The sequence below is a fragment of the Streptomyces sp. NBC_01016 genome (assembly GCF_026341035.1).
In the GTDB taxonomy this organism is placed as follows: Bacteria; Actinomycetota; Actinomycetes; order Streptomycetales; family Streptomycetaceae; genus Streptomyces.
In genome coordinates, this window is sequence record NZ_JAPEOQ010000002.1 from 869,858 (window position 1) to 882,514 (window position 12,657).

Below are 12,657 nucleotides of genomic sequence, written 5' to 3' on the forward strand. Positions count from 1 at the left end.
GTGCGCCCCGTTGCCGCGGGCCTGGAGTCGATTTATCGTCCCAGCACGATTCGCGAGCAAGATCACAAATTGTGAAGGGGCCGCGACCATGGTGGCGAAGAAGACCGCCGATCAGCAGTCGGAGTCCGGCAGAACCACGGGCGCGGCGGCCTCCGGCGGTGCCGGGAAGGACGCGGCCGGGGCGAAGGCGTCGACGACGCCTGAGCCGAAGGAGACGCCCACCGGCAAGAAGAAGTCGTCCGCCGCATCGCACACGACGACCCGCAAGCAGACGACTGCGAAGACCACGCCTACGAAGGCGGCACCGGAGAAGGCCACGACCAAGAAGGCGGCGCCGACGAAGAGCGCGACCAAGAGCGTGACCAAGAAGACGGCCGCGACCAAGAAGGCGGCTGCGGGCAAGGCAGAGGCCGAGGTCGAGGCCGGGGCCGAGGAGAGCGCGGCTCCGGCGGCGGCCGGGGCCGAAGCCGAGGCCGCGGACGCCAAGAAGGCCGCAGCCAAGAAGAAGACCGCGGCCAAGGCCACCGCAGCCGCGAAAGCGGAGGGCAAGGACCCGGGGGCCGGGAAGACGGGTGCGCACGCCGAGGAGACGGGGGAGAAGGCGGACGGCGTCGGCCCGGCGGGCGGACGCAAGGGCGCGAAGAAGACGGTCGCCTCCGCGACCGAGGACGCGGCCGAGGCCGCGAAGCAGACGGGAGCCACGACAGTGGTTGCGAAGAAGACTCAGGGCACGGCCACGGCGACCAAGAAGCCTGGCGCGGTTCCCAAGGCGCGCGGCACCGCCGAACCCGGCGAGCTGGCCGTCCGTCCGGGCGAGGACCCCTGGACCCCGGAGGAGGCCGAGGAGGCGCGCGCCGAGCTGCAGACCGAGGTGCTGCGGCTCGGGCACGAGATCGCCGCCGCAGAGGAGGGCCTCGCTGGGCTGATGCGCGACTCCGGGGACGGGGCCGGCGACGACGACGCCGACACCGGCACCAAGAACATCACCCGCGAGCACGAGATGTCCCTCGCGGCCAACGCGCGGGAGATGCTGCTCCAGACCGAGCGGGCCCTGGAGCGCCTGGACGCGGGCACGTACGGGCTCTGCGAGAACTGCGGGAACCCGATCGGGAAGGCGCGCATGCAGGCGTTCCCGCGCGCGACCCTGTGCGTCGAGTGCAAGCAGAAGCAGGAGCGCCGCAACTGAGCGACCGCCGCGCCCGCACAAGCGACCGCCGCGCCCGCGCCCGCACTTGGGCCACCGGCCCATGGGGGCGCGGCTCCGCGTGCCGTACTCTCGTCCTCAGTCAGGTACTAGGTTGAGGGACTCACGTGGCAGAGGCGGAGCGCATCATCGGTACGCCGGATTCCCCGGACGCGGGGGCAGCCGAGCCGGAGCGGCCCGATGAGGTCGACGAGCAGGTCCAGGACCGGCCCAAGGGCAGGCGGCGGATCGCCGTGCTGTTCGTCGTGGCCGCGCTCGCGTACGTCCTGGACCTGGGCAGCAAGCTGATCGTGGTGGCGAAGCTCGAGCACCGCGACGCCATCCACATCATCGGTGACTGGCTGCAGCTCGAGGTGATCAGGAACCCGGGCGCCGCCTGGGGCATCGGCGAGGCCTTCACGATCATCTTCACCCTGATCGCGGCCGCCGTGATCGTCGTGATCGCACGGCTCGCCCGGAAGCTCTACAGCACACCTTGGGCGATCGCCCTCGGCCTGCTGCTCGGCGGGGCGCTCGGCAACCTCACGGACCGCATCTTCCGGGCGCCGGGCGTCTTCGAGGGCGCCGTGGTGGACTTCATCGCGCCGAAGCACTACCCGGTGTTCAACCTCGCCGACTCGGCGATCGTGTGCGGCGGCATCCTGATCGTCCTGCTGTCCTTCCGCGGCATCGACCCCGACGGGTCCGTCCACAAGGACTGAGGCAAGGACTGGGGCGCGGGGCCCGAGGCGCACAAAGACCGAGGTCACGGGGCTCGTGTGCGGGAGTGTCGGTGCGCTCCTGCATACTCGATGCGTGAGCACGATTCCCGAGGTCCGCACCCTGCCCGTACCCGACGGCCTGGAGGGCGAGCGCGTAGACGCCGCCATCTCGCGCATGTTCGGCTTCTCCCGCACCAAGGCCGCCGAGCTCGCCGCCGCCGGAAAGGTCGCGGTGGACGGCTCGGTCGTGGGCAAGTCAGAGCGGGTGCACGGCGGCGCCTGGATGGAAGTGGAGATGCCGCAGGCGCCCGCTCCCGTACAGATCGTCGCCGAGCCCGTCGAGGGCATGGAGATCGTGCACGACGACGACGACATCGTCGTGATCATGAAGCCCGTGGGGGTCGCCGCCCACCCCAGCCCCGGCTGGACCGGGACGACGGTGATTGGTGGCCTCGCCGCCGCCGGGTACCGGATCTCGACGTCCGGCGCCGCGGAGCGCCAGGGCATCGTCCACCGGCTCGACGTGGGCACGTCGGGTCTGATGGTCGTCGCCAAGTCGGAGCGGGCGTACACGTCGCTGAAGCGCCAGTTCAAGGAGCGCGTCCCGGACAAGCGCTACAACGCGCTGGTGCAGGGCCACCCCGACCCCATGAGCGGCACCATCGACGCCCCCATCGGGCGCCACCCGAACCACGACTACAAGTGGGCCGTGATCGCCGAGGGCAAGCCGTCGGTCACGCACTACGACCTCATCGAGGCCTTCCGCGCCGCCTCGCTCCTCGACATCAAGCTGGAGACGGGGCGTACCCACCAGATCCGCGTGCACATGTCGGCGCACCGGCACCCGTGCGTGGGCGACCTGACGTACGGCGCGGACCCCACGATCGCGAAGCGGCTCGGTCTCACGCGGCAGTGGCTGCACGCGGTGCGGCTCGGCTTCGAGCACCCGTCGGACGGTCGGTGGGTCGAGTTCGAGAGCGACTACCCGGAGGATCTGCAGACGGCTCTGGACAGGGTCAGGGCGGAGAGCGAGTGAGCACCCCCCTTCCCGTGTATGTGACCCGTGTCGCGGAGGACGAAGTGGACCGGCAGGCCTGCTTCGCCGTCCGCAAGGAGGTCTTCGTCGTCGAACAGGGCGTGCCCGAGGACATCGAGTACGACGCGTACGACGCCGGGGCGGTGCACGTCCTGGCCGTCCGGCAGGACGGGGAGCCGCTCGGTACTGGCCGCCTGCTGACGGGCGAGGCCGCCGCCGTGAAGAACGGCGGGGCGGCGGACGTCGGCGCTCTCGGGCGGCTCGCCGTGACGAAGGCGGCGCGCGGCCTCGGTGTCGGTGCCGCGCTGGTGCGGGCCATCGAGGACGCGGCCCGCGCGCGCGGGCTCGCCGCCGTGGACCTGCACGCGCAGACGCACGCGCTGGGGTTCTACGAGCGCCTGGGATACGTCGCGTACGGGCCGGAGTTCCTCGACGCCGGCATCGACCACCGTGCGATGCGGAAGACGCTCGGCTAGACAGCGGCGGTATCCCGGCGGCCCGGCACCGTGGTCACCGGGCCCCGATAAGACCGGTTTGATCCGATGCGCGTGGCACCCTTGAGGCCGGAACGCACATGATCGTCGAGTCTGGTCGGAGCCCCCGGTGGATCAATTGGCCCTGCTGTTCGTGCTGTTGCTCGGGGCCGTGCTGACCGTCCCCCTCGGCGACCGGCTCGGCCTGCCCTCCCCGGTCCTGATGACCCTGCTCGGCATCGCCCTGGCGCTGATCCAGGCGGTGCCGAATGTCGACATCAACCCGGATCTGATCCTCCCGCTCGTGCTGCCACCGCTGCTCTACGCGGCCGTGCACCGCACGTCCTGGCGCCAGTTCGCGGCCAATAAACGGCCGATCTTCCTGCTCGCCGTCGCCCTGGTATTCGTCACCACGGCCGCGGTCGCCTTCACCGCCGACGCCATCGTGCCGGGCCTGCCGGTCGCCGCGGCCGTCGCGCTCGGCGCCCTTGTGGCGCCGCCCGACCCGGTCGCCGCGACCGCCGTCGCGGGCCAACTCGGCCTGCCCCGGCGCATGGTGTCGATCCTGGAGGGCGAGGGCCTGTTCAACGACGTGACCGCGATCGTGCTCTACCACGTCGCGATCGCCGCCGCCGTCAGCGGCACCTTCTCGCTGCCGCGCGCCGCGCTCGACCTGGTCCTGTCCGCGGTCGTCGCCATCGCCGTCGGCTGGGGGCTCGGCTGGGTCGCCAACAAGCTCATCAGCTACCTCGGCGACGCCACGCTCCAGATCGGGCTCACGCTCCTGATCCCGTACGCCTCGTACGTACTCGCCGAAGAGCTCAAGGGCTCGGGCGTGCTCGCGGTTCTGACCACGGCCATGTTCCTGGCCGAGCACGCCTTCGACGCCGACGACGTGCTGACGCGGCTCACCGGGCGGGCCTTCTGGGACGTCGTGGACACCCTCGTCACGGGCGTCGCGTTCGGCCTCATCGGCCTGGAGGTGCACAACGTCGTCAGGACCGCGGAGGGCCGCTGGGGCGAGATGTTCGGCTGGGCGGGCGCGGTCGTCGGGGTCGTCATCGTCGTACGGCTGCTGTGGCTGTTGCCGATGACGTGGGTGACACGGCGGATGCACATGCGGCGCGACGTCGACGAGGACATTCCGGTCAGCTGGCGCGAGACGGTCGTCATGTGGTGGGCCGGAATGCGCGGTGTGGCCTCGGTGGCGCTGGCCCTCGCCATCCCGCTGACCATGGACAACGGTTCGCCCTTCCCGGAGCGGGACGAGATCGTCTTCCTCGCGTTCGGGGTGATCATGGCGACCCTGGTGCTGCAGGGCCTGAGCCTGCCGTGGCTGGTGCGCAAGCTCGGGGTGCGCAGCGACGACACCGCCGAGCGGGAGTTCGAGCGGCAGCTCGCGCTGCGGGCCGCGAAGGCGGCGAAGCGGCGGCTCAAGGAGATCGAGGAGGTCGAGGAGCTGCCGGAGGAGGTGCAGGAGCAGATGGTGCGCCGCGCCTACGACATCGGCCTGCGCATCAACCCGGAGATCGGCGCGGACGAGCGGCGCGAGAAGCAGACCAAGCGGGTCGCCCGGATCAAGCGGATCCGCCGGATCCAGGCGGAGATGATGTCGGCGGCCCGGCACGAGGTCCTCGCGGCCCGCAGCGAACCGGGCTCCGACCCGGAGGTGGTCGACCGGGTGCTCAGGAAACTGGATGTGCGCAGTCTGCGTTAGAGATTGTCCTGTGGCCGGTGTGGCGTTCTAGGCTCGTGCGTATGGCACGCAACGTGATAATCACCGGAGGCGGTACGGGAATCGGGCTCGCGGCGGCGAAGGCCTTCGCCGCGGAGGGGGACCGGGTACTGCTGGTCGGGCGGCGGATCGAGGTCCTGGAGAAGGCCGATGTGCCCGGTGCGATGAGGTATCCGGCCGACCTCGGCACGGTCGAAGGGGCGCGCGGCGCCGCCGACTTCGCGCTCGAGGCGTTCGAGGGCACGGTCGACGTGATGGTGCACAGCGCCGGCGGGATCGGCGGCCGGTCGCTCCCGGCGCCGGAGGGGACCGATCCGCTCGACGCCGTCGCCCACGACTGGAACGCCAACTTCCGTATCAATACGCTCACTTCGGTCCTGCTGACCGAGGCGCTGCGTGAGCACCTCGCCTCGCCGGGCGGCCGGGTCGTGTTCCTGTCCTCCATCGCCGCGCTGCGCGGCTCGGGTTCGGGCTCGTACGGCGGCTCCAAGGCGGCCCTGCACCCGTACACGTACGACCTCGCCAAGGCCCTCGGCCCGCGCGGCATCACCGTGAACACCATCGCGCCCGGCTACATCGAGGACACCGAGTTCTTCGGGCCCTCGATGCCCGAGGCGGACTACCGGCGCCGGGTCGACGCCATCCCGACCGGCCGCGCCGGGACGCCCGAGGACATCGCGGCCACCGTGCTGTGGCTGGCGTCGCCGGGCGGCGGCCATGTCACCGGGCAGATCGTCCAGGTCAACGGCGGGGAGTGCCTGGGGCGTTAGCCTCTGCCGGTGCGGGGCGCCCGGCCGTTGCGGCTGAGCACGTGCTCCGGCAGGGAGTCCGCCTCGTCCGGGGCGACCAGGGCCGTCGCCGTGTTGATCCGCGGCAGCGCGTACGGGTGCTGATCGGTCAGCCAGCGCACGAGCTGCTCGCGGACCGTGACCCGCACCGTCCAGATGTCGTCCGCGTCCTTGGCGGTGACCAGGGCGCGGACCTGGAGCGTGCTGGGCGTCGTGTCGGTGACGGCGAGGCCCCAGTCGCGGCCGTCCCAGGCGGCGCACTCGCGCAGGATGTCGTGCAGCTTCTCGCGCATCTCGGGCACGGGCGCGCTGTGGTCGAGGTGGAAGAAGACGGTGCCGGTCATCTGGGCACCGCCGCGCGACCAGTTCTCGAACGGCTTCGACGTGAAGTACGAGACCGGCATGGTGATGCGCCGCTCGTCCCAGGTGCGTACGGCGAGGAAGGTGAGGGTGATCTCCTCGACCGTGCCCCACTCGCCGTCCACGACCACGGTGTCGCCTATCCGCACCATGTCGCCGAACGCGATCTGGAGCCCCGCGAAGAGGTTGCCGAGCGTGGACTGCGCGGCGACACCGGCGACGATGCCGAGGAGTCCCGCCGAGGCCAGCAGCGAGGCGCCGGCCGCCCGGAAGGACGGGAACGTCAGGAGCATCGCGGCCACCGCGACCACGCCGACGACCGCGATGACGACGCGCTGGATCAGGGTGACCTGGGTGCGTACACGGCGGACCCGGGCCGGATCGCGCTGGGCGTTGGCGTAGCGGGCGTACGACGACTCGACGACGGCGGAGGAGATCCGGACGGCGAGCCAGGCGGTGGCGCCGATCAGGACCAGGTTGAGCGTTTCTCCAACTGTGCCGCCGTGTTCCTTCGCGACGCCCGTCTGGTCGTACGAGCCCCGCAGCAGCGCCGCGCAGAGCACGAGCTGGAGCGGCAGCCGGCAGCGGCGCAGCAGTCCCCACAGCGGCGTCTCGTGGTGGCGCTGGTCGGTGCGGAGCAGCAACCGGTCGACCGCCCACCCCACCAACAGCGTGAGCACGACCGAGCCACCAATGACGATCAGTGGACGCAGTACGTTCTCCATGCCACGACGGTAACCGGGATCGGGCGCGCCCAACCTGCGGGGGCCCTGGCACCATGGAGCCCATGAACATCATGCTTTTCCATTCGGCGTTCGGCCTGCGGCCCGCCGTCGAGGCCGCTGCCGACCGGCTGCGGGCCGCCGGGCACGAGGTGTGGACCCCTGATCTCTTCGAGGGCCGCACCTTCGACAGCGTCGAGGAGGGCATGGCCTTCAAGGACGAGATCGGCAAGGACGAGCTGCTCAAGCGCGCCGTCCTGGCGGCCGCGCCCTACTCCGACCGCGGTCTCGTCTACGCCGGGTTCTCGTTCGGCGCCGCGACCGCGCAGACCCTCGCCCTCGGCGACGACAAGGCGAAGGGGCTGCTGCTCCTGCACGGCACGTCCGACATCGCGGAGGGCGTCACCGTGGACGAGCTCCCGGTCCAGCTGCACGTCGCCGAGCCCGACCCCTTCGAGACGGACGACTGGCTGACCGCCTGGTACCTGCAGATGGGGCGCGCGGGGGCCGACGTGGAGGTCTACCGGTACGCCGGGGCGGGCCACCTCTACACCGACCCCGACCTGCCGGACTTCGACGAGGAGGCCGCCGAGGCCACCTGGCGGGTGGCGCTCGGCTTCCTCGAAACGCTGTAGGCGGCGCTTTTACGCGACGGGGGAGAGTCCGCTTTACGCGACGGGGGAGTCCGCCCGCTCGACCTTCTGGGTGCCGGTGAGGGTGCGGTACGAGCGCTGCCAGGCCGACGTCGCGCTCTGGTCCGCGCGGTCGGAGATCACGTAGAAGTCCATCTGTGTGCGCTCGGCCGTGACGTCCAGGACGCCGTACCCGTGGCGGTCCATGTCCAGCCAGCGCACGTGCCGGTTGGCCGCCTTGATGGCGCCCTCGGCGACCGTGGAGAGCGTGTCCGGGGCGACGTGCAGGATGTCGTCCAGGTTGTCGGAGGTCACGGACGTGACCACGAACTCCGTCGCGGCGGAGGGGGACAGCGGATACGTCGCCGCCTTGACCGGCACGTCGTTGGCCCACGCCATGTGGATGTCGCCGGTCAGGAAGACGGTGTCGCGGACGGCGTGCTCGCGCAGGTGGGAGATGAGCTCGGCGCGGTCGTGGGTATAGCCGTCCCACTGGTCGACATTGATCGCCAGGCCCTCCTTCGGAAGGCCGAGCAGCTCGGCCAGCGGGCCCGCGATGTGGGCGGGCAGCGAACCGAAGGCGACCGGCGAGATCATCACTGAGGTGCCGACCAGCTTCCAGCGCGCGTCCGAGGCGGTGAGGCCGGACTTCAGCCAGTCGAGCTGGGCGCGGCCGGTGATCGTACGCTCCGGGGAGTCCACCGCTCCGTTGCCGACGCTCGACTGCTCCGAGCGGAACGAGCGCAGGTCGAGCAGGTGGAGGTCGGCCAGGTTGCCGAAGCGCAGGCGGCGGAAGACCGTGCCCGCGGTGGACGGGCGGACCGGCATCCACTCGAAGTAGGCCTGCTTCGCGGCCTGTTGGCGGGCCTGCCAGGAGCCCTCGGTGTCCGGCGTGTGGTTCTCCGCGCCGCCCGACCAGGCGTCGTTGGCGAACTCGTGGTCGTCCCAGATCGCGATCAGCGGGTGCACGGCCTGCATCGCCTGTACGTCGGGGTCGGTCTTGGTCTGGCCGTGCCGGGTGCGGTAGTCGGCGAGCGAGACGATCTCGTGGGTCGGCCGGTGCTCGCGGACGGTGTAATCGGCGGTCGGGTACTCGCCCGTCTTGTACTCGTAGAGGTAGTCGCCGAGGTGCAGGACCGCGTCCAGGTCGCTGCGGGCGGCCAGGTGCCGGTACGAGGAGTAGTAGCCGGCCTCCCAGTTGGCGCAGGAGACGACGCCGAAGCGCAGGCCGTCGGGGGACGCGTCGGCGGCGGGGGTGGTGCGGGTGCGGCCCACGGGTGAGTGGGCGGTGTCCACGGAGAAGCGGAAGTAATAGGCGGTCGCCGGGCGCAGGCCCCTTACATCGGCCTTGACCGTGTGGTCGGAGGCGGCGCTCGCGATCACGGTTCCCCGGCCGACGATCTGACGGAAGGCCTTGTCCTCTGCTATCTCCCACGCCACCCGCACATCGGGGCCCTTGCCGGAGCCGGGCACCGCGTCGGCGGCCGGCGTCATGCGCGTCCACAGCAGGACCCCGTCGGGCAGCGGGTCGCCGGACGCGACGCCGTGCAGGAAGGCGGGGGCTTCGGCGGCGTGGGCGGGGGCAGCGGCGGCGAGCGGTCCGGCGAGCGCGGCACCCGCGGCCGCGGCCTTGACGACCGTACGGCGGCTCGGGGCGCTCGCCGTGCTCGGCGTGGGTCTGGGAACGGATTGATGAAGTCGACTGGTCACAGCCGGTCAGACTACTGACTGGTAGATACAGAGAACGGGCGAACCCGAAAGGTTCGCCCGCTCTTCGTCTGTGCTTGGACCCGACGTCAGCTCTTGAGGACGTCAGCCCTTGAGAACGTCAGCCCTTGAGGGCCTTCTCCGTCGCGGTCTTGTACTCGGCCACGGTCATCGGAGCGTTCTGGCCGTCCGAACCGGTCAGCTTCTTGCCGTCCACGACCAGGCTCGGGGTGCCGGTGACGTCGTCCTTGTTGGTGTCGAACGACTTGGACATCTTCATGGCCCAGTCGTCGTACGTACCGTCCGTGACGGCCTTCTGGAACGCCTTGTTGCCCTTGAGCGAGTCCACGGTGTCGGCGATCTTGATCAGGTAGTCGTCGTCCTTGAACTTGTCGTCGCTCTCCTCGGGGTGGAACTTCGCCGAGTAGAGCGCCGTCTTGTAGTCGAGGAAGGCGTCCTGGCTCACGTTGAGGGCCGCGCCGAGCGCGCTCAGCGCGTTCTTCGAGCCCTCGCCGTTGGTGCCGACGTCGCCCTTGGCCGCGCTGTCGCCGTCGAGGAACGTGCCGCCGATGTATTGGATCTTGAACTTGCCGGCCTCGACGTCCTTGTGGAGCTGCGGGCCGACCGTCTGCTCGAAGGAGGCGCAGACCGGGCAGCGCGAGTCCTCGTAGATCTTCATGGTCTTCTTGGCACTGGACTTGCCGATGACGACGGTCGTGCCGTCCTTGCCCGAGGTGTTCGCGGGCGCCTTCACGGCGGAGGACTTGGCGTCCATCGCCGTCTCCCAGTGGGAGGGCTTGTTGGCCTGCATCACCGCGTAGCCGACGCCGCCGGCTATCGCGAGGACCGCGACGATGGAGACGCCGACGATCGCCTGCCGCTTCGTCTTCTCCCGCTTGGCCTGGCGCTCGCGTTCGACGCGCAGCCGCTCACGGGCCGCGGTCTTCGCTTCCTGGGTGTTGCGCTTGCTCATGGTTGTGCTCCGTAGGTGAGTGACATGCGTATGGGGGACTGCCGTGCCGGAGCCCGAGCCGGACGGTGGCTCAGGCGGCGGGGCACGGCGGCCCGCGCCGTCCTACGGAGTGCACCCAGAGCCGGGTGCGGGAGGCCGGTACGCGCGTGGCGGGGCGCGGAAGGCGGACGGTGGGCTCGCGCCGGACGGTGACCGCGGCGAACGCGATGAGCAGCGGCCGGAACGCGAAGGCGGCCACCGCGCGCAGCAGTTGGGCCAGGGCCTGCTCACCGCGGCGCAGCCAGGCGGCCGCGAGCAGGCCGACGGCGACGTGCGCGCCGAGGAGCAGCCAGGAGGCCGCCGGGTCGGTGTGCGCGAAGAGGGCCGCGGCCCGCTCCGTGCTGCCGCCTGTCATCCGGGCCAGCGGTGTGCCCACGTTCCCCGCGCACAGCACGTCGAAGCCGAACTGGCGCAGTGGGCCCGCGACGGGGCCGCCCGCCCGGCCGTAACAGACGTGCTGGCCGGTCGTGAAGACCGTGTCGGCGGCCAGTTCCAGCGGGACGAGCAGGGCCGCGATCCGGCCGAAGCCGCGCTCGCGTCCTGCCAGCGCGTACGCGATCACGAAGACGGCCGCGGTGATCGCGGCGACCGTCGTGAGGGGTAGCGGGGCCCGGGACAGCAGCACGTGCGACGCGGCGGACAGCGTCACGGCGCAGGCCGTGAACAGCGCCGCGCGCATCACTCGTAGCTGGGTCCCGGATATGTCGTCCATCGCGGCAGAGTGTGCCATGGCTTCCTGTAAGCGATGCCTAAAGGGGGCCGATTCACAGCACCTTTCACAGCCCCGGGATCCGGCCGTTGCGGAACAGGTCCACGAAGATCTGGTGGTCCGCACGCGCGCGTGCCCCGTAGGAGTGCGCGAAGTCGACCAGCAGGGGCGCGAAGCCTTCCTCGTCGGCGGCGATCGCCGCGTCGATGGCGCGCTCCGTGGAGAACGGGACGAGCGACTCGCCGGACTGGTCGTCCGCCGCCGCGTGCATCGTCGCCGTGGCCCGGCCGAGGTCGGCGACGACCGCCGCGATCTCCTCGTACTCGTCGATGTCGCCCCAGTCCAGGTCCACCGCGTACGGCGAGATCTCGGCGACCAGCTGCCCGGCCCCGTCGAGCTCCGTCCAGCCCAGCCACGGGTCGGCGTGCGCCTGCAGGGCGCGCTGCGAGATGACCGTGCGGTGGCCCTCGTGCTGGAAGTACTCGCGGACCGCCGGGTCGGTGATGTGCCGCGAGACGGCCGGGGTCTGGGCCTGCTTCATATAGATCACGACATCGTTCTCGAGGGCGTCGCTGTTGCCCTCCAGGAGGATGTTGTACGAGGGGAGGCCCGCGGAGCCGATACCGATGCCGCGGCGCCCGACCACGTCCTTCACCCGGTACGAGTCGGGGCGGGACAGGGAGGCCTCCGGCAGCGTCTCCAGGTACCCGTCGAACGCCGCGAGCACCTTGTAGCGCGTCGCCGCGTCCAGCTCGATGCTGCCGCCGCCCTCGGCGAAGCGGCGCTCGAACTCGCGGATCTCCGTCATGGACTCGAGCAGGCCGAAACGGGTCAGCGAGCGGGCGTCGCGCAGCGCCTCCAGGAGGGGGCCCTCGGCCGTGTCCAGCGTGAAGGGCGGCACCTCGTCGCTCTTGGCGCCGGTCGCCAGCGCGTGGATGCGCTCGCGGTAGGCCGCCGCGTACGTGCGCACGAGGTCCGTGATCTGCTCGTCGCTCAGCGCCTTCGAGTAGCCGACCAGCGCCATGGAGGCGGCGAAGCGCTTGAGGTCCCAGGTGAAGGGGCCCACGTACGCCTCGTCGAAGTCGTTCACGTTGAAGATCAGCCGGCCCGTGGAGTCCATGTACGTGCCGAAGTTCTCCGCGTGCAGGTCGCCGTGGATCCACACCCGGCTGGTGCGCTCGTCCAGGTACGGCCCGCCGTGCTGCTCGCGCTCCACGTCCCCGTAGAACAGGCAGGCCGTGCCCCGGTAGAACGCGAAGGCCGAGGCCGCCATCTTGCGGAATTTGACCCGGAAGGCCGCGGGGTCGGCGGCGAGGAGCTCGCCGAACGCGGTGTCGAAGACGGAGAGAATCTGCTCGCCGCGCTGCTCAGCGGTGGGCTGCGGTTCCGACATCGCTGGGTGCCTCCTGGTGCGGGGTGGGGCGGGATCTGCGGTACGCGGTGCTGATGCGTGGGACAGATGTTCTGTTCGGTCCAACGCACGACCGTACTCCGGAGTGCCCGCCGGTTGTCAGTGACCGGTCGTAGACTTCCAAGCTGTCCCCCAGGCCCGCCCGTCACCCGACCGCCACCCCTCAA

12 protein-coding genes are annotated in these 12,657 nt (G+C 70.9%); 7 read left to right on the forward strand and 5 right to left on the reverse strand.

From position 1 onward, the window contains the following. Positions 1-88: 88 nt before the first annotated feature. The 6 genes from OG746_RS30650 to OG746_RS30675 all read left to right on the forward strand — a co-directional run bounded on the left by OG746_RS30650 (position 89) and on the right by OG746_RS30675 (position 5,919). On the forward strand, positions 89-1,186 hold the full coding sequence (locus OG746_RS30650; RefSeq protein ID WP_266720592.1) for a TraR/DksA family transcriptional regulator: 1,098 nt from the start codon (positions 89-91) through the stop codon (positions 1,184-1,186). A gap of 125 nt (positions 1,187-1,311) precedes the next feature. Further along, the gene (gene lspA, locus OG746_RS30655) at positions 1,312-1,905 is read left to right on the forward strand and encodes a signal peptidase II (protein ID WP_266720594.1); all 594 of its coding nucleotides are present in this window, start codon (positions 1,312-1,314) and stop codon (positions 1,903-1,905) included. 94 nt (positions 1,906-1,999) lie between these two features. Then, positions 2,000-2,941 carry an RluA family pseudouridine synthase gene (locus OG746_RS30660; RefSeq protein ID WP_266720596.1) on the forward strand — a complete coding sequence of 314 codons (942 nt, stop codon included), beginning with the start codon at positions 2,000-2,002 and terminating at the stop codon, positions 2,939-2,941. Beyond that, on the forward strand, positions 2,938-3,417 hold the full coding sequence (locus tag OG746_RS30665) for a GNAT family N-acetyltransferase (protein WP_266720598.1): 480 nt from the start codon (positions 2,938-2,940) through the stop codon (positions 3,415-3,417). The genes OG746_RS30660 and OG746_RS30665 overlap by 4 nt, the downstream gene beginning before the upstream one ends. A gap of 127 nt (positions 3,418-3,544) precedes the next feature. Further along, the gene (locus tag OG746_RS30670) at positions 3,545-5,131 is read left to right on the forward strand and encodes a Na+/H+ antiporter (protein ID WP_266720600.1); all 1,587 of its coding nucleotides are present in this window, start codon (positions 3,545-3,547) and stop codon (positions 5,129-5,131) included. Positions 5,132-5,172: 41 nt separating this feature from the next. Further along, positions 5,173-5,919: an SDR family NAD(P)-dependent oxidoreductase gene (locus OG746_RS30675; protein WP_266720602.1), complete on the forward strand. Its 747-nt coding sequence runs from the start codon at positions 5,173-5,175 to the stop codon at positions 5,917-5,919. Here the strand turns inward: OG746_RS30675 and OG746_RS30680 are convergent. Further along, complete coding sequence (locus OG746_RS30680; RefSeq protein ID WP_266720604.1) at positions 5,916-7,022, reverse strand: mechanosensitive ion channel family protein; 1,107 nt, start codon at positions 7,020-7,022, stop codon at positions 5,916-5,918. The genes OG746_RS30675 and OG746_RS30680 overlap by 4 nt on opposite strands. A 62-nt stretch (positions 7,023-7,084) precedes the next feature. Between OG746_RS30680 and OG746_RS30685 the strand changes: the two genes are divergently transcribed. Then, positions 7,085-7,654: a dienelactone hydrolase family protein gene (locus tag OG746_RS30685; protein ID WP_266720605.1), complete on the forward strand. Its 570-nt coding sequence runs from the start codon at positions 7,085-7,087 to the stop codon at positions 7,652-7,654. A 33-nt stretch (positions 7,655-7,687) separates the two neighbouring features. Here the strand turns inward: OG746_RS30685 and OG746_RS30690 are convergent, their stop codons facing one another. The 4 genes from OG746_RS30690 to OG746_RS30705 form a co-directional block, all read right to left on the reverse strand. Beyond that, positions 7,688-9,361: an alkaline phosphatase D family protein gene (locus OG746_RS30690; RefSeq protein WP_266720606.1), complete on the reverse strand. Its 1,674-nt coding sequence runs from the start codon at positions 9,359-9,361 to the stop codon at positions 7,688-7,690. Positions 9,362-9,479: 118 nt separating this feature from the next. Next, positions 9,480-10,331, reverse strand: coding sequence for a thioredoxin domain-containing protein (locus OG746_RS30695; RefSeq protein ID WP_266720607.1), 852 nt, complete (start codon positions 10,329-10,331; stop codon positions 9,480-9,482). Between the two features lie 70 nt (positions 10,332-10,401). Then, the gene (locus tag OG746_RS30700; protein ID WP_266720608.1) at positions 10,402-11,082 is read right to left on the reverse strand and encodes a hypothetical protein; all 681 of its coding nucleotides are present in this window, start codon (positions 11,080-11,082) and stop codon (positions 10,402-10,404) included. A gap of 64 nt (positions 11,083-11,146) precedes the next feature. Further along, the gene (locus OG746_RS30705; protein ID WP_266720610.1) at positions 11,147-12,472 is read right to left on the reverse strand and encodes a DUF2252 domain-containing protein; all 1,326 of its coding nucleotides are present in this window, start codon (positions 12,470-12,472) and stop codon (positions 11,147-11,149) included. Between the last annotated feature and the right edge of the window lie 185 nt (positions 12,473-12,657).